The 23,956-nt window shown below is 53.7% G+C and carries 16 protein-coding genes and 1 pseudogene; 7 read left to right on the plus strand and 10 right to left on the minus strand.

Annotated elements, in window-relative coordinates:
* Positions 1–51 precede the first annotated feature (51 nt).
* The 4 genes from GOB83_RS13540 to GOB83_RS13555 form a co-directional block, all read right to left on the minus strand.
* Complete coding sequence (locus tag GOB83_RS13540; RefSeq protein WP_165926459.1) at positions 52–420, minus strand: hypothetical protein; 369 nt, start codon at positions 418–420, stop codon at positions 52–54.
* A 166-nt stretch (positions 421–586) separates the two neighbouring features.
* Positions 587–2,551: a ParB/RepB/Spo0J family partition protein gene (locus GOB83_RS13545; protein ID WP_165926460.1), complete on the minus strand. Its 1,965-nt coding sequence runs from the start codon at positions 2,549–2,551 to the stop codon at positions 587–589.
* A gap of 281 nt (positions 2,552–2,832) precedes the next feature.
* Positions 2,833–3,294, minus strand: a complete 462-nt coding sequence (locus tag GOB83_RS13550) for a hypothetical protein (protein WP_165926461.1) — start codon at positions 3,292–3,294, stop codon at positions 2,833–2,835.
* Between the two features lie 126 nt (positions 3,295–3,420).
* Positions 3,421–8,550, minus strand: a complete 5,130-nt coding sequence (locus GOB83_RS13555; protein ID WP_165926462.1) for a DEAD/DEAH box helicase family protein — start codon at positions 8,548–8,550, stop codon at positions 3,421–3,423.
* Between the two features lie 387 nt (positions 8,551–8,937).
* Between GOB83_RS13555 and repA the strand changes: the two genes are divergently transcribed.
* Both repA and repB read left to right on the plus strand, forming a co-directional pair.
* On the plus strand, positions 8,938–10,143 hold the full coding sequence (gene repA / locus GOB83_RS13560; RefSeq protein WP_165926463.1) for a plasmid partitioning protein RepA: 1,206 nt from the start codon (positions 8,938–8,940) through the stop codon (positions 10,141–10,143).
* Between the two features lie 63 nt (positions 10,144–10,206).
* A complete protein-coding gene (gene repB, locus GOB83_RS13565) occupies positions 10,207–11,211 on the plus strand; it encodes a plasmid partitioning protein RepB (RefSeq protein ID WP_165926464.1) in 1,005 nt (334 codons plus the stop codon).
* Here the strand turns inward: repB and GOB83_RS13570 are convergent.
* The 5 genes from GOB83_RS13570 to GOB83_RS13590 form a co-directional block, all read right to left on the minus strand.
* Positions 11,208–12,221 (minus strand): replication protein RepA, encoded by a 1,014-nt coding sequence (locus tag GOB83_RS13570; RefSeq protein ID WP_165926465.1) that lies wholly within the window; start codon positions 12,219–12,221, stop codon positions 11,208–11,210. The two genes, repB and GOB83_RS13570, sit on opposite strands and share 4 nt — an antisense overlap.
* 473 nt (positions 12,222–12,694) lie before the next feature.
* Entirely contained in the window at positions 12,695–14,128 is a 1,434-nt protein-coding gene (locus tag GOB83_RS13575; RefSeq protein WP_165926466.1) for a site-specific integrase, read from the minus strand.
* A gap of 264 nt (positions 14,129–14,392) precedes the next feature.
* Complete coding sequence (locus tag GOB83_RS13580) at positions 14,393–15,067, minus strand: hypothetical protein (RefSeq protein WP_165926467.1); 675 nt, start codon at positions 15,065–15,067, stop codon at positions 14,393–14,395.
* Positions 15,068–15,678: 611 nt separating this feature from the next.
* Positions 15,679–16,218, minus strand: a complete 540-nt coding sequence (locus GOB83_RS13585) for a hypothetical protein (protein ID WP_165926468.1) — start codon at positions 16,216–16,218, stop codon at positions 15,679–15,681.
* 376 nt (positions 16,219–16,594) lie between these two features.
* Positions 16,595–18,328, minus strand: coding sequence for an ATP-dependent nuclease (locus tag GOB83_RS13590; RefSeq protein WP_165926469.1), 1,734 nt, complete (start codon positions 18,326–18,328; stop codon positions 16,595–16,597).
* A 613-nt stretch (positions 18,329–18,941) separates the two neighbouring features.
* Between GOB83_RS13590 and GOB83_RS13595 the strand changes: the two genes are divergently transcribed.
* The 4 genes and pseudogenes from GOB83_RS13595 to GOB83_RS13610 form a co-directional block, all read left to right on the plus strand.
* The gene (locus GOB83_RS13595) at positions 18,942–19,184 is read left to right on the plus strand and encodes a type II toxin-antitoxin system RelB/DinJ family antitoxin (RefSeq protein ID WP_095350024.1); all 243 of its coding nucleotides are present in this window, start codon (positions 18,942–18,944) and stop codon (positions 19,182–19,184) included.
* Complete coding sequence (locus GOB83_RS13600) at positions 19,181–19,471, plus strand: type II toxin-antitoxin system mRNA interferase toxin, RelE/StbE family (protein ID WP_165926470.1); 291 nt, start codon at positions 19,181–19,183, stop codon at positions 19,469–19,471. The genes GOB83_RS13595 and GOB83_RS13600 overlap by 4 nt, the downstream gene beginning before the upstream one ends.
* A 1-nt stretch (position 19,472) precedes the next feature.
* Positions 19,473–20,603: a hypothetical protein gene (locus GOB83_RS13605; protein WP_194301407.1), complete on the plus strand. Its 1,131-nt coding sequence runs from the start codon at positions 19,473–19,475 to the stop codon at positions 20,601–20,603.
* Positions 20,604–20,751: 148 nt separating this feature from the next.
* Positions 20,752–21,359 (plus strand): annotated as a pseudogene (locus GOB83_RS13610) (IS5 family transposase); the annotation flags it as partial.
* Between the two features lie 90 nt (positions 21,360–21,449).
* Here the strand turns inward: GOB83_RS13610 and GOB83_RS13615 are convergent.
* Positions 21,450–22,556, minus strand: coding sequence for a multidrug resistance efflux transporter family protein (locus tag GOB83_RS13615; RefSeq protein ID WP_165926471.1), 1,107 nt, complete (start codon positions 22,554–22,556; stop codon positions 21,450–21,452).
* 187 nt (positions 22,557–22,743) lie between these two features.
* Here GOB83_RS13615 and GOB83_RS13620 point away from each other — a divergent pair, with 187 nt between their 5' ends.
* Positions 22,744–23,823 (plus strand): IS5 family transposase, encoded by a 1,080-nt coding sequence (locus GOB83_RS13620; protein ID WP_165926472.1) that lies wholly within the window; start codon positions 22,744–22,746, stop codon positions 23,821–23,823.
* The last annotated feature ends 133 nt before the right edge of the window (positions 23,824–23,956 follow it).

Below are 23,956 nucleotides of genomic sequence, written 5' to 3' on the forward strand. Positions count from 1 at the left end.
TATTCTGTTTTTTCTGATTGCAGGCAGGCGGTTGTGCCTCCCTGCATTGGCTTAGGCAGCAAAACGGCGGGCTGGAGGCGCACCACTCAGCACCGCGCGAGCGTGGAGTGTTGGACTCAGAGAAAGCGTCAGGGGCTTGTCGTGGCGACCATCCCAGCTCAGCCCTTCACAGGGGATCAGCACCCCCGCCCTGCGCGCATCCTGATCACGCTGGAAGCATACGCGCTCGTTCCCGCCATCTGGACGGCGGCAGGGCTGCCCCGCAGGCGCTCCGCAGCCGCGACATGCCATCTGGTAGGCCGGGTCACCATCGGGCCATTCGTGATGGCAGCGCCGGCACGTTACGGAAGCATCCACACAGGCCCAGCGTGATGGAACTGGCTTTTTGGCCGCAGGAGGCAGGAAGGTAATCGGACGCATGGCATTCTCCTTTTCTGAATACCTGCTGCCTGCCGGGACGGCGGCCGTGCGCTCAAACGCGGCGCGCAGCGCCGGGAGCGAAGCCCCACCGTTTGAACGCGCGGCCCCGTTCTGGCAGGCGCGCTTTCTTCTGTGTTTTTGGGTTTTGGTCTGGAACCGGCCGCCGTCAGGCGGCGATCCGCACCACCTCAAGGTGGCTGTCCAGATGGGCTTTAATCGCGGCCCGCGCTTCCGGATCGGTATCGTCCGGCGACAAAACCTCCCCTGCCTGCGCAAGCAGGGCGGCTTTCAGGTCGGCTGTATCGTCTTCTGCCCCCGCAGGCTCAGGGGCCTCGCCTGCGTCAGGGGTTTCCAACGAAATACTCTCGGCCTCGTCTGGCTCTTCCAGATCAGGTCCATACAATTCTTCTTCAACGGGGATCAGGTGATCAAATTCGCCAGTCTCATCATCACCATCTTGAGCAGCTCCAAGAGAGGCCAGCTTTTCGGCGGTGCGCTGCATGGCAGCCAGTTTCACTTTCCAGCTCTCGGCGGCGGGCCCAAACCCGGCCTGCTCAGGCACCCAGCGACCATCAGGCCCCACATGCGCCATGATAGCGGTACGCATCTCCTTGCCGGTGTTACGGGGCAGAAGGTTCAGCCCCTTGCCTGCTTCCATGATACCGGGTTTGCTGAAGCATTTGAGGAAGTCGTCAAAAGCCATATTAGGCATCTGTGCATCGGCGTCGAATAGCAGCCCCATGAGTTGGGCCGTTACACCGCTGCCGCTGTGCTGGCTGATCGTGCAGTTTGCAACGTTTTTGAGCACCGCAACGGCTTCCTGCCGCAGCAATGCCGGATCACGGATCAGCACACCTTCGGGGAAGAGGGTGGCCAGTGCGGTCTCCCGTCGGCTCATCTGACCATAAGGCTCACGGTCAGGGGTATGCACGGTGACATTCTTGCCGCCAAGGGCCAGCAGCAAGGCCGCAACCAGATCCCACGGGTCAACATCCTCAACAACCTTGTCGAGCGCTGCGTGCAACGCCTGCGTGCGGACCAGGCCAAGCATGGTTAGACCTGTGCCGGAAATGGCTGCCCGCTCTTTGGGCGCAGCAACATTTGCGGGCGCGATGCTGCACGGAGGCACAACAGCTCCCTGTTCTTCCGTCTCCTGCGGACGCAATGGGATTTCGTCGATCTTCAGGGTGTTGGGGTTGAGGAAAAACCCCATCACATCGGTTTCCTCTGCCGCCATCCAGTTTGCCACCCGCCTGTAGCCATCTGGCGCAGCCGCCTGCCCGTACTCGCCGGTCTCCATCCTGACCCCACCCTCGGGCAGACAGTCGGCAAGCCACTGTTCCTGTGCGGCGGCAAAAGCCGGGCCATCCTCGGTAAAGCGGTTATCCTTCCCGCCCTCGCCAAACAGGTCTTCGGTCCAGACCACGCCACAGGCTTTGGCCATAGCGTCATCAAAGCGAGCATCCACCGCCATATAACGAGCCTGTTTCAGGTAGCGGGCAAAATCACGCCAGGGCACGGTGTCCTCGGGATCTTCCGGGTTCAGACGATACTCGGCCGGGTCAGCATCGTCCTCGACCATATCCTCAAACATTTCTGCCCATGCCGCGCGCTGCTCTTCCACCGGAGCTGCGGCGATCACCTTCAGATCATTGAAGTCCGGACCACGGCCCATATCGATGGCATGCAGGATCGGTTCGTGCAGACCCGCCAAAAGCGACAGCCGTTTCAGATAGGCAGGTGTAACCATCAGCGCGCGGGCAATCTGTGCGTCTGTATGCGATTTATCGCGGCGGGCCTTATCGACAAAACGCCATTGTTCGCTCTGCGTCATCGCCTCGCGGATGATGTTTTCGGAGCCTGCCGCCAGACCATCCAGTTTTTCGTCGGCAGACGTAACAATAACGTGCATTTCACGCATTTTCGCGAGGACACAAGCGCGACGGCGGCGATGGCCTGCCACGATCATCAACTGGCCGTCGGGCAGTTCGCGCACCAACGGGGCATGCAGAAGCCCCACCACCTTGATATTATGGGCAAGGCGTCGGTCGGCCTCGACATTGGGGGCTGAGGTGCGGGGGTTTTGGGGATTGTCGAGAAGGGTTTTCGGATCGACGACGCGCAGTTCCATGGAGAGGCTCCTGATCATGGGGAAAACTGGCAGGCGATTGCGTCTGAGCTGATCTGCTCTTTTTTCAATCTCCTGATGTTTTCCGCGCGGTCGCAGCGTGGGCGGGCGCGCAAGGCCGCGCCGTCAGGCGCGCACTGCCTGGCGCTTGCGCGCCCGCCCACGCTGTGGCAGCCGTTCTTACCTTGTGTATTTTTGTCTAGCTTTGACGTGTCGTCCTATTTCTTATGATGGTACTGGTTGTTTCCTGTTGACCGCCTCAGAGAGAGCACGCAAAGTCAGTCTCATTCCCCGCTCACTGACGAAACACTCATAGTCTTTGACTGTGCGTTTCGATAATCATTCGGCAGATATCCATGGGCACCTTGCGGAAAAGATGTCATGGCCTGACAGATACCGGACGCATTGTCTGCGCTGATGTATTTGTCCTTATAGCGCCTGATTTCGTTCCCAATTTCCCCTGAGCGATAAGTGTCGTTGATCGTAAATTTTATACAGTCCCTCTGGAACTGAAGACCCAGAAAGCATTTTTCTGCTTCTGTGCTTTCTACGGGGTGATGACCGGCCCGGACTTCATAATCACCATTGTCACGAATGAAATACCAATCGAGCTTGCGCTCATGCCCAGCGGCCACAATAGCCCAGAACGCGCTCCTTACACTCGGAGCATAGTTCTCAAATTTTTTCCGAAATTCATTACTTTTATTAAATGACGCTTTAATCACATCACTCATATCATGTTTCATGTGTCGTCCTCATTTTCATCGCACAGAAAGTTTGCTCTTCTTCAGTAGCGTGTAAACCGTGCATATCACAGATGGATTGAGACAAGGCTGCCGCCCGGCGTTGTGACGCCGGACGGCCCACGTGGGTCAGGCCGCGTCTTTCAGAGCGTTGGGAGCCTCGTCTGCCCCTGCTGAGGGCGGGATGTCATCGTTGGCTGGAGCCTCCTCCTCCCCTTCCCTACTGGTTGCGGCAAGATCGGCTTCGAGGTCCGCCAGCGCGTTGCGCTTCTCATCGAGCAACGCCTGCTCACGGAACGGCATGCCCAGTCGGGCCTGATAGGCGGGCAGCCGTCGTACGGCCTCATCACGGGTTTTCTGGGTGTCAGCCAGTTCCCCATCAAGACGCAGCACGAGGTTTTCGATGCGGGCCACCAGTCCCAGAGGCTTCGTGTCACGATCCACGGTGATGTCCACCGTTCCATGCGCGAACGCCACGGACAGCCCCGCCTCGGTCACCACCTTGTCCTCGGTGAAACGCTGCCGGTTGACGGCATCCAGCGTGAGCGCAAAGCCGCCAATCCGCCCTAGTGTCCACTGGCCTTCCTGCGCGTTCCTGACCGCCAGTCGGAGCTGGGCCAGCAGGAAAGCGCCCGCCTTCTCACGCGCGGTGATCACGCCACGTTCAGTCTCGAAGCGGAAGGCCTCACCGCGCGTGGCCACACGGGCCGCCAGATCAGCCTCGATCAGCGGGATCCGTGCCTGCGCCCAGGCGATCTCACGCTCAGCCTGCTGGACGGCACGACGCACTGCGAACTGGTCATCGTAATGGGCGGCATAGAGGCGTTCGAGCCGTGCGAGTTCCGCTTCCAGACCGGCTTTCTGCATAAGCCGCATATCACCAGAGGCCAGCGCCTTGGCCATGGCGAACTGGTTGCCATCGCTATCCAGATCTTCCACACGCCGGATGGACCGATCACCAGACATGGCCATCGCGATGAAGCGCAGCTTGCGTTCGAGGAGCTGCCAGTTGGTGGCATCGACAGAGCCTTCCTGCGCGTAGGCGTAAATCCGTATTTCGGGGTTCTGGTTGCCCTGGCGTTCGATGCGCCCTTCGCGCTGGATGATGTCAGAGACCAGCCAGGGCACATCCAGATGGTGCAGGGCCAGAAGCCGCTGCTGGGCGTTCACCCCTGTGCCCATGGTCTGGGTGCTGCCAATCAGGATGCGCTTGCGTCCGGCATTGAGGTCGCCAAAGAGACGCTGCTTGGCTTCAGCCTTCTTGTAATCCTGCATGAAGGCGATCTGCTCGCGCGGCACCCCCATGCGCACCAGTTCGTCACGCATCCACAGATAGGCGGAGAAGCCCCGCTTGCCTTGTGCGCCCACAGTGCCCAGATCGGAGAAAATCATCTGCACGGCACCGGGCTGGGCGTAAGGCTGGCCAGTCTCGGGATTGGTGTAGCGGTTCTGGGCACTCTCCTCCCAGATGGCGAAGACGTTGCGGATCATCAGATCGAGCTTGCTGTCCTCCCCCTCCCCTGCCCGGCCCCAGCCGACAAAGCGCAGATCAAGGGCTGCATGACGGGCGTCCCCCATGACCGAGAGCAGGATGTCGTCGCCCTTCTGGGGTTTACCCTTGCGGTTCTCAATCGTCGTGATCCGCTCCGCCAAAGTCTTCTGGTAGGCGCGGAAGCGGGCATGCACCGGGGCCACGACAATCTGACGATGCCCACCCTTGACTGCTGGCAGGCTTACATAGCGGCGCAGATCGTCCTGCTGGACCACATCGGCGAAGTCACGATAGAGCGCCATGAGGTCGGCGACATTGACGAACTCGGTAAAGCGCGTGACAGGCTTGTAGAGACCACTGGGCTGCAATTCGAGTTCGGTCCGGGTCTCCCCGAAATTGGCGGCCCATGCGTCAAACTCATGCAGCCCACGACTACGCAGGGCATCAAGGGCCATGTAGCGCTGCACCGAATACAACTCGCCCAGTGTGTTGGTGATCGGGCTGCCTGACGCGAGCACCAGCGCGCGACCGGGATTGACCCGCTCCAGATACCGGGCCTTGACGAACAGATCCCACGCCCGCTGCGAGCCCTCTGGAGCCACCCCCTTGAGGTCGCCCTGATTGGTGGCAAAGCTCAGTTTGCGGAACTGCTGGGCTTCATCGACGAGGATCTGATCAATTCCCAGCTCCCCCAGATGCAACAGGTCATCCTTGACGCTCGCCAGCCTTTCGAGCTTCGCCTCCATGACCTCCTTCATGTGCTCGATGCGCTTGCGCGACAGCCGGTCGTCTTTATCCATTTCGCAGAGCAGCGTGTCATAGGCGTCGATCTGTTCGTCGATCATGCCACGCTCAAAGGCGGCCTCTACGGCAATGAACTTGAAGGCGTCATGGGTGATGATGATCGCATCCCAGTTGCCCGTGGCTGCGCGGGCCAGAAACCGCTGGCGTTTGGCCTTTGCAAAATTCGTCTCATCCGCGACAAGGATTTTGGCAGTCGGATAGAGCATCAGAAACTCACGGGCGATCTGGGCCAGACAATGCCCAGGCACCACGATCATCGCCTTGCTGATCAGCCCCAGTCGTTTCTGCTCCATGACCGCGGCACACATGGAGAAGGTTTTGCCCGACCCCACGGCATGGGCGATGTAGGTGCTGCCTGCGGCAATGATCCGCCAGATCACCCGCTTCTGATGTTCGCGCAGGGTGATGACGGTGCTTGCACCGGGCAGACGCAGATGATCACCGTTGAATGTGCGCGGCACGAGATTGTTGTAGGTGTCGTTATACAGCCGCACCAGCCGGTCAGCGCGCTCGGCATCCTGCCAGACCCAGTTCTGGAACGCCTGTCGGATGGCTGCGAGCTTCTCCTTCGCTGCTTCGGTTTCCTGCGTGTTCAGCACCCGGCTGTCGTTGCCGTTTGAATCCCTGATGGTGTCCCATATTTTTGGAGAGGCCTGTGTGAGCGCGTCCTCCAGCAGTTCCCCGGCATGACGACGCTCGGTGCCCCAGACTGAGGTCGCTTCGGCCCGCCCGAGAAAAGCGCGCTTCTCGACACTCCAGCAGGCGACCTCGGCGGTATGGTGGATGACAGCCTCAACCCCCAGCACCTCGTGGGTGAAGGCCATGATGTCGCTCACTGGCAGCCAGGGCGCACCCAGACGGGCCGTAATGTCGGATGGCCTCAGATCCTCGGGCTGGGCCCGTTCCAGAGCTGCAGCCGTGCGGGCAAAACGCGGGTCGCGCTGGGCTGCGTCACGGGCTGCCGCAAGCTTGGTGCGCACAGCCCCTGAGAGCAGTTCGTCTGCTGCCACCCACACATCGCGCCCCGGAGACGAGGCCTCGGGATCGAGATAGACGGCCTCGCCCAGTGCGTTCAGGGCTTCCTCCACGCCGCAGCCCGTCAGCTCGGCGATCAGGGGCAGATCGACACGCCCCGCGTCATGCAGGCAGACCGCCAGCGCGTCATGAGCGGAGTGGATTTCGGGCTCGACCGGCGCATGGATGACGCGCTCGGTAAACAGCGGTCCCGGACGAGCTGTCTGTGTCGCCTCGTCATACTCTTCAATGGAGGAGACCAGCCAGACATCGGGATCATCATAGAACGGCTGGAGGTTTGGTCTGCGGCGGCTTTCGGTTTCCTCACCGGTGGTGGCGTTAACCCGGACCGTGGTGTTGGTGAGATTGATCGGCCCGAACTGGCGGGTAAAACTCTGCCATGCCTGGCGCAGTCGATGCTGGTGCCGCCCGAAGGGCTGATTGTCCATCTGGGCGCGCAGCACAGCCTTTGCCGCGTCCCGCACGGGGATCAGGGCTTCAATGATGCGTGCGTGTTTCTGGAAGAGGCCTTCCTTTTGGTCCCCCTTGCGGATGGGCACTTCCTGACCTGCGCCACCAATGATCTGATGCAGCACACGGTTGTGCAGATAGTAGCTGCCTTCCTTCAGGTCTGCGCCGGATGCTGCGGTGCCCACACGCAGGCCATCCAGTTCTGGCCGCGTAATGCGCTGCTCCACAGGTGGGAGAAACCGGCTCTCGGGGGCGATGCGGGCTAAAGCCTCTGGCAGTGCAGTTTCAAGGTCCACACCCGATACCGGCAGGCAGCAGTAATCCAGTCCGAACTGGCTGCCAGCCCAGCCATGCCGCCCCAGAACCTGAGCAGGATTGTCGAGGTAATAGCGGTTGATGCTCAGCGGGCCATGGCCTTCATCGCTGTCTGGCACGAGCGCTGTTTCCAGCCAGGCCTGATCACCGGGCAGCTCGCCGATCATGCGCTTGCGGAACACCAGCAGATCAAGCACGACCTCGGTGCCGGCATCCGCACGCATTGCTCCTGCGGGCAGCCGCACGGCCCCCAGCAGGTCAGCTTCTTCGGCGATATGCTGACGGGCCTTCTGGTCAGTTTTGTCCAGCGTATGGCGTGAGGTCACAAACGCTGCGAAGCCGCCCGGACGCAGGGCACCAACTGAGCGGGCGATAAACCAGTCATGAAGACTGAACCCTCGCAGCTCACGATGATCCACCGCGTTGACCAGACGGTTGGAGAAGGGCGGATTGCCAATCGCCAGATCATAGGTGGTTGCCAGCGTTGCCTTCGTGAAGTCTTCGTTCCTGATCCACTGTTTGGGGAACAGCTTGCGGGCAATCCGTGCGGCAATTCCATCGACTTCAATGCCGGTAAAGGCGATCTGGCCTTCGAGACGCTCGGGCCTGAGGGCGATGAACTGGCCAACACCGCAGCCGGGTTCCAGGACTGACCCACCCTGAAAGCCACGCTTCATGAGCATGTCCCAGATGGCGGTGACGATATATTCCGGCGTGTAATGGGCATACTGGGTGGAGCGGGCGAGGGCGGCATGGTCCGTCTCGCTGCAGGCAGCCTCCAGAGCCTTGCCGAGACTGTCCCATCCTGCGCGGTAAGGCTCTCCGGCACGGGGGAAGAGAGCGTTGGCCAGTTCACCCGCCCCAAAGCCAATAAACCGGCTCAGCACAGCCTGCTCGTCGGGGGTTGCATTACGGTCTTCGGTCTCAAGCGTTCCCAGGAGCTTGATTGCCGCAATATTGTCCCGCGCACGGTCTTTCCAGCTGGTGGCAAGGCCACGGGTGCCCATCAGGCGGAAATCGGACTGGGGGATGACCAGTGGGGTTTCTGCGACGGGGGAGGGGAGGGGGCTGTCTTCGCCTTCAAGCTCACCCCAGAACAGGTCTGCGGCACCGCTGAGGGAGGAGGAAGAGAACAGGCTGAGCTGATCATCGAACAGGGACATGGAAGGCTCCGGACAAACGCCGAACGCCGCCTGCGTCTGGGACGAGGCGGTGTTCGGGAAGGATGGACAACAGCAGGGAAGGGGACTGATCGCTGTGTTGCGTCAGATTTTCTTCTGCATGCTGCCTCCGGAACCGGGCCTGGGTGGCGCGGGCAAAGGCGGCGCCTGCGCCGGGATCGGGCTGGCGTCAGACAGACCGACCCACCCTTTGCGCGGGACGCTCAGGGCTGGTCGGGGTTTATTTTTTGCGCTGTTGACATCTGTCAACTGTGTTACTGTTTTTTGGTTGACAGATGTCAACTTGCTCGTAAAGTGCGGTATAGTAATTACTAAACGCATGATACCGCATCCGGCGGAATATGGCGCACATTGTTAAGGAAAACGACCTTGGCCGATACGAGCACTACCTATGACAGCAACACGCTCGACGTATTGCTGTCCGATCAAGCCCGAGCACTTTCCAGTCAGCTTCAAGCGCACCGGATGGAATTATTTCCTCCTAAGGCGCAGAAAACACTTCGTTCATTCCAAATTGGCGAAGTAGCAAAAATACTTGGCTTGAAGCCCGGATATTTGAGGAACCTCGCATTAGAGGGGAAGGGGCCCATACCAGAAATCGGCAACGGTGGGCGTCGATCGTACAGTGCTGAACAAATATTAGAGTTGCGCGAATATTTGGACTCTAACGCTCGCAATGGTCGGAGATATATGCCGACACGCACTGCAGCTGAGGAATTGCAAGTTATTGCTGTAGTGAATTTCAAAGGTGGGAGTGGGAAAACAACGTCAGCGGCCCATCTGGCTCAAGGATTGGCTTTGGATGGCCTGCGTGTTCTGGCGATTGATCTTGATCCACAAGCAAGTTTGTCGGCGCTTCATGGTTTCCAGCCAGAGTTTGATGTGCATGAAAATGAAACATTATACGGGGCAATCAGATATGACGACAATCGACGACCCATGTCGGAATTAATCAGGAAAACAAATTTTCCTGGGCTCGATATTGTGCCGGGGAATATTGAGTTATCCGAATTTGAATATGAAACACCGCGTTTTTTGGCATCTTCTGGTCAAGCTGGGGCAATCTTCTTTTCACGTGTCGATGCTGCGTTAGAGGATGTTCAGGATAATTACGATGTAGTCATTATCGATTGCCCTCCTCAGCTTGGCTACTTAACAATGTCCGCTGTGTGTGCCGCTACAGGTCTCCTCATCACGGTTCATCCTCAGATGCTTGACGTAATGTCCATGTGTCAATTCCTGCTTATGATGAGCGATGTAATGACCCATTTGCGTAACGCTGGGGGCAATGTGTCTTACAACTGGGTCCGATACTTAATGACCCGGTTTGAGCCTTCCGATGCACCGCAAACAAATATGGCTGGGTTTATGAGGTCGCTTTTCGGGGACCATGTGCTCAAATTTCCAATGTTAAAGAGCACCGCCGTGTCTGATGCGGCCATCACTAAGCAAACAGTTTTTGAGATTGAGAGACGGCAATTTACAGGTGCCACTTATGACAGAGCATTAGAATCCGTGAACGCGGTGAACGGCGAAATAAGAGACCTGATTTTCAGCTCATGGGGCAGAAGTTAATTTTCTCTTTTCTTTAGCTTTGTTGACATCTGTCAACTTCACCCACTTAGAAAGTCTCTGACTATGGCAAGAAAAAATACGCTTGGCTTGATTCCCACCATCGGCTCCTCAAATACGTTGAATCCTGACCAACATGCACGGCCATCGCAAACATTCAGGACAGGGGGAGCGCTAGGCTCGGTAGCAAAAAGTTTGGGTAGTTTAGCAGAAACTGCAAGTAAAGCAGATGAGCTCGAGAAAACCCTAAAAGCAGGAACTGTTATTGTTGATATAGATCCACAACTTATTGACGATGCCTTCATTAGGGATCGGCTTGTGACCAAAGACGATGGCTATGATGAGCTAAAAGCCGCCATAGAAAAATCTGGGCAGATGAGTCCTATTTTAGTGAGACCGCACCCCAGTGTCACAGGTCGCTATCAAATAGCATTTGGTCACCGCCGTGTAATGATATGTCGTGAACTCCACCGCGCTGTTAAGGCTGCTGTAAAGGATATGACCGACCATGAATTAGTGGTTGCGCTGGGCCAAGAAAACAGCATGCGAACGGACTTATCATTTTTGGAGCGTGCGTTGTTTGCTCAAAACCTAGAGGCGAACGGTTATGACAGAACTACAGTTATGTCGGCTTTAGGGGTTGATAAGACACTGCTGTCACGCATGCTTACAATAGCTGAGGCCATCCCAAGATCGGTAGTGGATTATGTCGGGCGGTCTCCGAGCATAGGAAGAACTCGCTGGCAAGCTCTTAGCGACCTTTTCCGGGATCCAAACGTAGTTGAAAGATGTGTTCAATGGCTACAAACCGACCGAGCTAGAACAATCGATCGAGATGATCGTTTTAAAGCAGTGCTAAAAGAAGCTTCTAAAAAAACCACAGCTTCATTGGGTTCTCCTGAAAAGCAGAACGACTGGGTATCTGATGATAAAAATGTGTCTATTCAGTTTAGTGCGCGAAAGAACCGGGCTGTAATTGATGTTAATCCAGAAGTGGGGCCGACATTCAGCCAGTTTCTGATTGATGAGTTACCGGCTCTCTATAAAAAGTTTCAGAGCAACCAAAATTAACGCTGAATAGGCGGAGGAGAGGGGGAGATATATAGACCCTTTTCGCTAATTCTTACTTTGGCTGCTCTATAGGCAGCCAAAGCCAAAGCAAGCGGTTCTTGGAATTCAGCTTTAAAAGAACGTAGCGTTTTAAATTCTCTACCAAATTGACGCCATAAGGCTGCCCAAGAAACTAAGGCATCCGATTGTAGTGCATGGAGTCTAAACGCAAGCCACAAGTAAGCGTCGATTGCACGAGGTGACGTTTGGATGTCACGGATTGCCGCACGATCGACAAGTATTGGGTGCCGTTTAAGTTCATTATAAAACGCTTCAGATAATACCACTTTTTCGATCATCCGTGTTGTACGCTTGGTTCGTGGGTCTACTTCGCCAACATATTTAAATGCTTCGACCAAACGTTCATTTACCACCACAGCTTCTCGATCTGTTCCGAATCGGAAATCTACGGTACAAGTAGCCAAGCGCTCAATTTGTTCGACTAACTTTTTAGTTACGGGACCGCCGCGACTCAATCCCAACCTTTTGAGGAGTGACGCAGGACTTTTTCCGAGAGTAATTTCTCTAGAGTTGTGTTCGAAAGCTTCAGACTGCCAATCTATAAGCAGTAGCCTCGCTATGGAACCTGACGGTACAGATAAATCTTCTCTGCTGTCGTCATCGCGCAGGCGAACACCTGGTCTAACAAGAAGTTGTGCATAGTCAGTTTTAATCAACCAATCCTCACCAGGCTTACGTTCACGATGGGGTAAGCCAGCTAGACACCAAGCACTATAGCTATATCCGATCTCTGAAACACCTTCAGCCTCTCGAACAAGAGAGGATGATACAGCGTCAACGATTTTCCGGCCGGTTCTTCCGGCTACAACATCGTAGACACTGGGGGCAGACGCGACGTCGCTGCTTGCGGAGAGAAGGTCGACTATTTCAAGAGCTTTTTGAGCTCCGTGTTCTTCTACCAGAGTGTGTATGGATGCAAATAAATCTGGATGCGGTGGACATTGATCCATATTGCTTCTCATTATGCACATTCTGACTGTTACATAGCATGTCGCGCAGTGATGGCAGATGTCCATGTGTTCATTGCCAACAAACGGATGACTTGTGTTTTTTGCCGACGCTCTCCGCTGTTGGTGTGTTTTTTGCCGACGAAACAACCTTTTTATTGTTCTATATTATTAATTGTTTCGTAGGCAAAAAACACGTGGAAAACATCGCAACCTATTGTTTTCAAAATATTATGAAAATGTCCGGAATTTGCATTGTCGGCAAAAAACACAACCAACAGACTCAGATTAGCAAACAATTCCATGCCTCGTAGGCAATCAACACATGAAAAGCGGGGAAAAAAACTGTCGGCAAAAAACACTTCTTTTCACGGGAGGAGTGTAGGAAATGAACACATATTCGACGAATCGACTGTGCTGATGGCAGATCATTTGTTGTAGGCAAAAAACACAACTAACATCGGTTTATGAGGTCGTTAGTCAGCCAAAGCATGCTCATCAAATGGGTCGCCAAGCTCCAGATAATCGCCCAGCGCTGCATACGTTGCGTGTCGTGCAAGGCGCTTAAGTTTGACTGGGTGTGCTCCCGCATCCATCCCGGTTGTAAGCGCCCCCCGTTTCAGGCTGTGGCCTCCAAAGGTTTTTCCATCCAACCCGGCAGCACTGGCACGGCTCTGGATGATCCGGGCGATCGAGCGATCTGTCAGGGGCTGCGGCCCAATTTCACGACCACTCCCGTCAGAGGCAGCAGTGCTTTCCTTACGGACGCGGCGGAAAATAGGGCCAGCCTGTATGCCAGACACGGCTAGCCAGGCTCCGTATGCCTTTACCGGACAATACTGATCATGGGTGTAGGGGAGGGCGATCTCCACCCCCTTGCCTTGTCTATCACCCTTTGACTGGGGAAGAGTGACCAGCAGTCCTTTATTGAGCAAGGTTACGTGGCGAATATCGATGCTGGCCAGTTCAGAACGCCTGAACGCACCATAGAATCCCATAAGGAGTAAAGCCCGGTCCCGCATTCCGGATAACTTGCTCAGGTCTATCGCACTGATGATTGTTACCAGGACATCCTGCGTTGCAGCGGCTTTGCGGCGCGGTGTAAAGCCATCCCTTGCAGCACTGCGCCTGATCCCGGTCATGGTTTCGCCAATAGCGGCGTCAGCGGTGGGAACGGCGCAACCTGCCAGACGGTGAAGATAGGTGATTGCGGCCCGTCGCAACTCCAATGTCGCGGGCGCTAGACCCCGGCCTCTTTCGTCTGCCAGGAATGCGGCAATGTCGGCCGAACGGGCAGGGAGGCAGGGAAGGGCATGACGATCCGCCCAGGCACACCATGCCCGGACACCGGCACGATAGGCTTTGCGTGTGTTGTCTGCCTTGGCCTGCAAAGCGTAGGCTGAGGCACTATCACGTGCGGTTTCGAGAGAGCCATCGCGTTGCGGGACGGTCCTTCCAAGAGAGGCGTCAAACCATCGGATAATGACGCCGGGCGTCTGACCCGCAGGAGAGGGCAGGGGAGGGTGCAAGTCAGACTGTGCGATAGTGTTCCCGTGTGCCTGCCTGTAACGCGCCAGAAAATACGGAACTGAACTGAGATGTAAGGCGAGAGTTAGTGAAGGATCATCTGGAGCCACACCGATCCGCTCTGCGGCCAGTGCGCGGGCACGGGCGGCGAATGGCACGTCATGAGCAATCACCAGATCGTCGGTCTTATTCCCTGAGAGGGGAATACCAGACAAGCGCAGTTCCAGTCCTGGGGAGAGGCGGGCCGCAGCAAGAATTTCCGGCAGAGTGTCAGCTGATGAACCGGCCTCGGCCAGACGGTGTCGGGTGGTCCGGTCACACCGGTCGAACAGAGCCGCGTAAACCCGATCTTTTCGGCCGTGGACAACAACTTCAACCTGCATAAACGGCGCCTCGTGCTTGCTACTATCCTGAGTATCTTACACCCAGTGTAGTAGCTCACGGTGCTGAGCGAGAACGGTATTTTTCATCTCATACCGTCTTTCTTGATGACTGACAGAGCGGGGTAAATAGAATGGCCGACTTTGGCTGCAAATGAAAGCATCAGAGGCTCGTCATTGGCAATAAATGTCTAACGGATGTTTTTCCGCTGATCTTCTTAACAAGCCATTTCATTTTGATATTGAGCCGGAATTTTGGGGATCTTATCAGTATGGTTTGTGAGGAACTGATAATTCCTTTTGCATGCTACTGATAATACGAGACAATTTACCAATTAGTTTTTCGTGATGTTCCTTTATTTGATCATCAATATTAGTTAATTCCGGAAGTTTCTGTTGAATGCAATGTCTATGATTGCTGATCTCATTCCTTTTTGCCGAATATGATTGTGAATTTATCTCAGCAGCATGATTTCTTTCGATATCATCTATGGAATTTCTTCGTACATTAATATCTTTTTCAATCGGCAATCTTTGTTCGAGCAATGATTTATGTTTTGTTTCAATTTTTTCAAATTCATCATTAATTTCAGATATTTCCTCTTTTGATACGTTTTCAAATAAGAGAGATACGCGCAAAAGAATGTATTTTAATTCATATGAAACATTACTATAGGATGAATTATAGTCCAGAAATTTTATTGATTTGGAATTCGAATCATGGAGAGTATATAATTTTTCGTATATTTCATATCTTTTGTCGAACAAATCAAGATTGTACTTATTGGCAGCTATTTTCCTTTGTGTAAGAGCAACAGAAAGAGCCATCAGCGCTATGAGTCCGGCTATACAACCAGGACCAAAGGTCTTTAAGATAAACCAGAAATCCCAAACATCTGGTTCTCCAATTGGAAATACAAATGGATAAAATCTAGGATTCACTTTTCTTCCAATACATACGATTAATGCAAAAATAAATTATCGGATATATCATACAATCATTAATATCCACAGCGCGTTCCGGTCTATTGTCGTAAAATACCTTGAGGTTCACAATAGGTCATGCCCGTTCTCCGTAAATGTCAGATATTGTTCTTTAGTCCAATGTGAAGGCGGAAGCAGTCACCCAGCGGGAAGCTTAGGTAGCGTGTGATAATTTAATTGCTTTCTGGGCCAAGGATACGGCACGATTTGTCTTATGTTCGGCGTAGGACTCCCATGGGCTGGAGAGCCCGGTTTCTGGCTGATTTTCCTCATAATCTGGTTTTTTTTGTGTCGAAATTCCTTAATTATGTTAGTCAATATTCTGACATTTCAGCACGTTATTGATACCCTTAATTATGCGAATGTTCCTTATTGATGCGAAAAAAGCCCTTAATTAGGTTACAAACCGCAATCGCGTTTTTATCAACGCAAGGGTCTGCTTCCGCCTCAAGGCAGACACTTAGTAGACCCATCACATTGCCTCAAAGCGGGAGCCGCGCGGGATAATCGAACCATTGCGGCTCACCATGAAGGATAGGCTGAAAACCACAGAAGCCGGAGATCTAGGATCAATGGAAACGTTTCAAAATTGGCACCGCGATAGTTTCGATGTCGGTGCCAGGTAAAGGCGAACGGGTAAGTACGGCTGTCGCCACAGCTTCGATTGCCTCCCAAAAAATGGGGTTTTGTAGAGCTAAAACCGCGTCTCTCAGTTGACTGCGGATATGGGCTTCCTCAACCTTTGGGCTGCTGGACAACTGAGCTCGCTTAAGGAGGTTCCGCATCATTCGCAAATCACTGGGCTGCTCCTGAAGTGCTTCCCATGGGTCAAGCCCTAATAATTTTGCATCGGAGGCTGCTCCCGCCGCCACGATAGCCCCATTTAAGTTAATCTCTTTCATATTTTCTTGCTGCTGGGTTTCAAGTTCAGGGCTCTTGAGGGCAGACAAATCAATGTCAAACAGATTCCCGAACAGTCCTCCAGAAGAACCCGTTGAGGGGTTAGTATAAGCAAGATCAATACCCTCGGCTGCTACGTCAAGCCCAGCGAGAATTGTGAGAACAGCATGAGCCGCCTCATGATGCGCGATACGTTCTAGTTCTGTCATACATCTCCCTTAAGAGGAAAATGATAACGTGTCACCAAAGAGGTACTGACCGGCAATGGGATTAGCCTGAGTTAGATGTCTGGAATCTGCTGCTATCACTCCAGAACCCGACATTCCGCTCTCCCCCCTGACCTGCCTGTCTGTTCTACATTGTGGGAGCAGACAGGCGGCTTCCGCCTCATCCCAGACAATGAACAGGCAATTGGTTTTTCGCAAAGCGGACAAATTACCCCTGTCAAACCCATTGTACAGTCTCAACATTCCAGACAACTGGTTTCCAGTTAGGCGTCTAGTTCGCCCAATTAGTAAAGACGTGTAGATCCTACCGGCCATGTGATCGGATGTCGGAAGATCGGCCTGCCAGGCCATGCGTAAGCTATTTATCTCCCTTCCAAATTTTCATTATGAAGTCACGAAGATCTTGTAATTCCGGGTCTGACTGAAGATCTTTCTCTTCAATGACTTTTTCTACAAACCCTGGTCCATGTGAGCCAATGCTCCGACAAAACCCTTCGATTTCACCGACTGGAACTATCCAAATTCCAATCTCCGAACATTTCTCAAGAAGATTATCAAAATGGCTGACAACCTCGCCACCGGGAAGTGCTAGACGTCCACTCTGCTTCAAGCTACTCCAGGGAGAAATATCTCTTAATATAGATTTTATTCCACGAACTTTTTTTGGAGGGAATTCTCCTACCCCTTCTATGCCATCTATTTCAGATCTAATTAAACCAGATATTTGGGATGCGTTAAGAGCCGGACGTTTAGAATTCACAAAATCGGCTATGACTTTCCAATGTGGTTGAACATTTGTCCAATCTCCTCCAGTTTTTTCAATTAGAGACCGAAATGTATCTTCTTCATTCAAAATATCGATATCTGCAATAATAGATAGCGGAACATCCAAGGCTTGTAGCGTCTCGGCCATTTTACCCATGCGATGTTTGCCAGCAGCATGAACAAACAAGACATCAGGCTTTTTCTCTCCAGTTATTGATTGTAAATTTAATATGGAACTATACAACATGCAATCTGCATCTGATTCACAGATAAATACACGCTCAAAAAATATACCCTCAAATACTCTGGAGAATCTAATTAATGTATCTTTTGATATTGAGCTAGTTTTTTCCTTACCTAATTCTTTTATAATATTTATATTTTCAGATCTTCTAATTCTAACTATTCGAACTTTTCCTGAGCTTCCTTCTAAAAGGCCGTCTAGAATATCTGTGCTATGGGTGGCTATGAACAATTGCGATTTATCACGGCGACCTTCAGCGATATATTTCCCTAATAGTTTTGCTTGAGGAGGGTGAAGGAATGCCTCGGGTTCGTCCAAGAACTGAATAGAATGAGTGTCTGAACCGATAGTATTAAGTAATACTGTCGCAAAACTACGCATCCCATCTCCTTGTTGATCCAGACGAACGCAGTCATTTTTCAAACTATCTACAAACTCTCTGGATAGTTCATCCTTTCCTTTGGGAATCTCTGGTTTTTTCCCGACATAAAGAGGAAATTCACTGCCGCCAGCCCTAAATGGGATTAAGTCTATACCAAAAGCCGCATTGAATTTTTGACTAATGTTGTTCGTAAGATTTTCGTCCATTAGCAGAAGGTGAATGGGATTGGTGGGCGGTGTTTGAAACAGAGGAATTGCGGGTGCCGCATTAGAGCCCTGAATCCTAGTTTCGGTAGCTAGACGTTTAGCAAAAAATGAAGCAACGGGATGCCTATCTGTAGATTGATCGAACCAATTGATATGCGATTCATGGATATTGTATCCAAATCCCCCAAAATTAAACCCATTACTCACCTTCGTTTTTTGAGAATTATTCTCTAGAAAATGACGTAATTCTTTTGATGTTCCATTTTTTTTTAGATTGGCATTTTTTACTACGGTTCCGGGACGTGAACGAGCAACCCACTCTTCAAGCTCTCTTAAAGCTGCACTTTTCCCTGCATTATTTGGGCCAACAAAAACTATTATATCTTCTTCATCTAATGATAATATTGTTCCATCAGAGAATGTAATTGTATCAAAATAAAGGCTAGGACGCCCTGTGTAAGCTTCGGCATTAGGCTGATTATTTTGGTTTTCCATAATATTTTTAGTATCCAAATTAATATATGGTTTTAATGTAAATCAATAATCTGATGATACGCAAGGCTCTTGAAGAATGGTGGCGGTCACGATATGAACTGGCGGACTGTTATGCTGCAAACGCAGCAGGCGCAGCGCTTCTTCGCACTGCAAGACTTTGGCGCAATCAATGTAGTACCAGGCAAGCTGGTCGCGTGCTGCTGACGATTGGCGGCAGCTTTTGAATGGTCGCTCACCAGAAGCTGCCGTTCGCCTTTCCCTCCCAAGGTGGACATGGAGTGAGTTCTCGTAATGAAACAAGTCCGGCCGAGAACGGGCTTGTTCTAACCTAATTAAGGGACTCCTTTTAACGCGAATAAGGATACTTTTGGGAGCGTTGGCTGGCCGAAAACTGGGATTCTCCTAATTAAGGAATTTCGACAATTTTGGTTGGCTTTGTGTCCGGATTTTTTATGTCCGACAAGAGAAGTTATCGGACATAAAAACGGGGGAGGGGGCCAAAAACGGAAAAAGACGTGTTTTCAAGTTACTTGCTATTTAGCTTGACTCGGAAAGTCTTGCCTTCACGTTTGTAAAGGCGTATTTTTAGCATGTCTGGCAAGGAGCAAAGAGTATGGCGTCCATCAATCTGAGGATCGACAGCGTCCTGAAGGATCAGGCCTATGCTCGTCTCGCGGAGCTCGGTGTGACACCGTCCGACCTGATCCGCCAGACTTTCGAATATGTGGTGGAAACTGGAAAACTGCCGGTGGCGCGGCGTGTCCTCTCCAGCGATGATGCGGATCTGCTGCAGATCGTGCGCGAACGCCTGGCCGCACCGCAAGCGCCCGTGACGGTGACGCTGGAAGACCTGTGAGCCGCTATACACTCCAGTTTGATCCCCGCGCCCTGAAGGAGTGGCGCGGTCTTGATCGCACGATTCAGACGCAGTTCAAGAAAGTTCTCGCCAAACGGCTGGACATGCCCCGGATCGAAGCCTCCCGCCTGTCAGGACCGCTGAGCGATTGCTACAAAATCAAGCTCAGGGCCAGTGGCTACCGGCTGGTCTATCAGGTGATCGACAGCCGGATCGTCGTCATGGTTCTGGCGATCGGGGAGCGCGACAAATCCAAAGCTTACGAACAGGCCGGCAAAAGGCTCTGACATGCGTGGGGAACGTCTTGCAGCCCGTCCAGAAGACGTCGTGCCCGCACTGACCCGCACGACTCTGGCTTTTGGTGCCCTGGACCAACAGCTGAGGCGCCATCCTCTGCGCGAGGCTGTTCTGTTCCGCGTGCGCCTGGAAGCTGCACGAAGCTGTGCGGCCGTGGATGGTTTCCTGATCGACCCCTGGCAGCTGGCCGCGAGCCTTGAAGGGCTGCGACCGCGTATCCGCGGTCATGACGCCTATGAGCGTGGTAGCGAAGTTGATGCCCTGCGCTATGCCTTCGAGCAGTATCAGTGGCTTGCTAGGGCGACCACTTCGCAAGAAGAGCGGATCACTCAGGCGCTCGCTGTCGCCGTAGGGCCTATAAGCCGCATGGGCGTTCTGTGGGGCAGCGCTCTGGCCTTTCGGGAGTGGATCGAGGCCGGTGATGCGCGTGCCCCCTTCCGTGGAGCCCTAGTGCGTCTGTGGCAGAAGGAAGGAGTTTTTAGCGGCCTGTATCCTGTAACAGGAGTGGCGGCATTTCGATCTGGCACGTCCTGGGATGAGCGGCGCTGGCTCCCGGCATGGCTGAGGGCATTGGAGCAGGAAGCGGCCGGGATCAGGGATATGGTCCACACGCTGGAACGGGCCTGGCGCGATGCGCGTGCGCAGGCCGGCAATCAGCGGCGCAATTCCAAAGCAGCCCTGGCCATAGACATCATTGCCGCCCATCCGGTGATTTCAGCGACGACCCTGGCCGCCCGGCTGTCCGTATCCGTGCAGGCCGCCTGTGTCCTGCTGGAGCGGTTTTTGGACCGTGGACTGGTCCTCGATGTCACGCACCGTGCTGCGCGGCGTCTCTTTGCCCTGAACGATCTCGTGCCTCTCCGGGAAGCAGTCAGGATGCCGAAAAAACCCGTTCCGGGGCGTAAGCGGGGGCGGCCTCGTTTGGGAGAAGAAGCTGATCCTGATGATCAGTGTGTTGCGGTGGCCGAGGAGACGTTTCGACCTTTGCCCCGGTGGCAATCCGATTTCTCCGAACTGGAGGCCGCAATTTCGAACGTAGAGCGCCTAAATCACAAAATGTCCCTTCCTGAAGAGTGCTCAGAACCGGACATGGGATGCAATGATCACACTCTGGACCTGTAGATGAGGGCGACTAAATATCCGATTGTTACCGCTATAAGTCGGCTTTGTTGCAGAAATAATGGCAAAGGATTCCCTGTTTGAATCTAGTTTGTAAGCTGGGATTGATGAGCAACCCGAACCCCACGCGCTACCGAACGACGAACTGGTCCTCCTGCGTCTAGCGGGGCTGGCATGGTCTGTGCCGGATTTCAGCACGCTGAGCCGTGGCCAGAAAGTCCTGAGGGTCAATATCCCGTATCGCGGCTCGAAACGTCGTATATGGCGCAAACTTCATATTGCTGTTGACGAAGGCTCTCTGGAAATCCTCGCCGTTGAAATGACGGGAAACGAGATCGGTGATGCCCCAGTTCTGCCAATGCTTCTGGAGCAGATCCCTCAAGATGAAGACATCGCCAGTGTCACGGCTTATGGCGCGTATGATACAAGGCGATCCCATGACACCATTGCCGAACGTGGCGCTCAGGCCATCAGTCCCCCGCGCAAAAATGCAAAGACATGCTGCCCCACATCAGCAGGAGCTATCGCCCGAAATCAAACTCTACGGGCTGCAGACATTTCGGGCGGGCTATCTGGAGACGATGGAGTGGTTATCATCGACGAAGCCGCGTTGAGACGAAAATGCACTGCATCAAGCTGCTGGGCCAGCGTCTGGCAGCACGCGATTTCGACCGTCAGATCACCGAAGTTCATGTCCGGATCACCGTCCTCAATCGCTTCACAGCCCTCGGAATCCCCCTCACACACCTTGTCGCGTAAGACCCCCCCAAAGATTGCAACACGCCCAATCGTTAAAACTATGCAACAAAGATCTCAGTCACCTGCCGCGCAGCAGCCGTTATGTTCTGGCTATGTGTCCTGACCCTGAGGCGAAGCGGAGAGGCTGTCATCCCCACTATCGTGCTTGATGTCCGATGCAGCACTTTCCTCGCTCAGAGCAAAACCTGCAAGTCCGCCCATCACAGCTGCCAGCCCGACATAATCTGCAAGGCCAAGAGATAGGTCCCCGGTAAGCAGGCTTTCTCCCATTAGGGTAAAAGCCACTTCTCCTGCCTGTGTCGCATCAACAGCTGCAATCAGGTATGGACTTGATGATGTATTGCGCGCATGAATAAATAACGGCGTGGCGAGGCAACCAGCCACCAAAGCGATCATGCCGGCGGTGGCGATCTGCCCCACGTCGGGGCTAGGGGGATGGATAATAAGCGTCAGACCAATAAGAAATGGCAGCGCCCCTAGTGTCATCAGTAGCACGGCGGCCACTGGGTCTTCTAGGATACTGTAGAGTGGTGCCGTATTATGGCGCAGACGGTTGAGCAACTGATTCCCCATTGGATAGCAGAAAGCCGCAATACTCAGTGGAATGACACCCGCCAGCACCTGCTCCAGTGACACGCCGTCCATCAGGCGGTTGATGTTCAGGCCCATGATCCCCATAAAAATCAGCATTAGGAAAACAAGGCCGCGCAGCGGCACTGTCTCTCCAAAAACGCGAAGCACAAGTGGAGTTGCGATAATGGTGCCCTGCCATGTTGCTGCGACGATCCAACCCGGTGCGTGGTCCGCCGCAAAACAACAACAGGCATAGAACATACCATAGCCAACCCCACCAGCCCCCAGCCAGAAGCCAAGCCTACGCACAAACAGCCTGCCCAGCCTGCGGAGATAGGCCCGACCTTTGGTCAGCAGCAGCCAGAGCATTAGCAACAGGGAGGTTTCAATATAACGCAGAGTGGCGCTCCACACCCACGGTCCACCGTGCAGGCTCATGGTGCGATTAAGCACAAAGGTGCTGGAAAACAGCGCCGAAGCAAGCAGCCCCAAGCCGATCAAATGGGGTGCCCGCGCAGTGCAGCGTGTGCGGGTGTGTGCTGCGTTGCTTTCGGTTTGTATTGTAACAGGCTGTCTTGTGTCAGAGGAAGCAACCGAAAAATTGGAAGTAGGGAAGTCTGGCATTGAGTTGCCCCGAGTTTTGAGGAAACGTTTTTTATCTGATTTATGCAGCTAGTGCATGTGATTTCTACTGCGCATAAAAGCGAGCCTCAGCTTCTGCTGGGGGGATGTGGAGGGTTCGAAAAACCCCCTGGTTTTGAGGTCTTCTGTATGATTCTATTTCTTCTGCGTTGATTGAGGGAATGGCGATATGAAGCAGTCTGGTTTCTTTGATGTTGAAGATCGTCTTGCCCGGCTGAGTGGGCTTGGCGATCAGCTCGAAGCGTTTTCCCGGACTGTGGATTTTGAAGCGTTCCGTCCTGATCTGGACAAGGCCCTGGCGTATTCCGATGGAAGCAAGGGCGGACGACCGCCATTTGATCCTGTGCTGATGTTCAAGATCCTGGTGATCCAGACGCTGAACAATCTGCCTGACGAGCGGACGGAATATCTGATCAACGATCGCCTCTCCTTTATGCGTTTCCTTGGGCTGGGACTTTCAGATCGGGTGCCGGATGCCAAAACGGTCTGGCTGTTTCGCGAGCGTCTGACCCAGGCGGGTGCGATCGATGGGCTGTTCAACCGCTTTGATGCGACCCTGCGCAACGCCGGATATTTGCCGATGTCAGGCCAGATCCTGGATGCCACGCTGGTAGCGGCTCCGAAGCAGCGGAACACCAATGCAGAGAAAGCCGACCTTCGGGAAGGACGTATTCCTGAAGACTGGCAGGACAGACCCGCAAAGCTGTCGCACAAGGATCGTCATGCGCGCTGGACACTGAAGTTCACGAAGGCGAAGCAGCAGGATGATGGAACCATGCCATCCAGCGATCTCGCCATCCCGTTCTTTGGCTATAAATCGCATGTTTCCATCAATCGGAAATACCGGTTCATCCGGAAATGGAAAACAACGCATGCCGCCGCTAGTGATGGCGCGCGATTGAGAGAGGGGCTTCTGGATAAAACCAATACGGCCTCAAGTGTCTGGGCCGACACGGCCTATCGCTCAAAAGCCAACGAAGACTTCATGGAAAAGCAGGGCTTTGTCTGCAAGGTTCATCGCAAAAAGCCGCATCTCAAGCCTATGCCCCGGCATATCCAGAAATCAAATGCTGGAAAGTCGGTCATCCGCTCGCGTGTCGAGCATGTCTTTGCCGATCAGAAGTCACAGACGGGGCTGTTTGTCCGGACTGTCGGTATCAGTCGAGCCACCATGAGGATCGGGCTCGCCAATATCGTCTACAATATGCGCCGCCTCCTCTTCCTCGAAAGATTGAACGCGAGCGCATAGCCATCCAGCGAGAGACAACTCCCAATCTGCTCAAAACGCAGACTGGACGCCATCGCAAAAACCGTCAACCAAATCGCCAAAACCCAGAAATTACCGGCCAAGCACATCAATCAAGGGTTCTTCGATCCCTCCA

Source organism: Acetobacter fabarum (assembly GCF_011516925.1).
Taxonomy (GTDB): domain Bacteria; phylum Pseudomonadota; class Alphaproteobacteria; order Acetobacterales; family Acetobacteraceae; genus Acetobacter; species Acetobacter fabarum.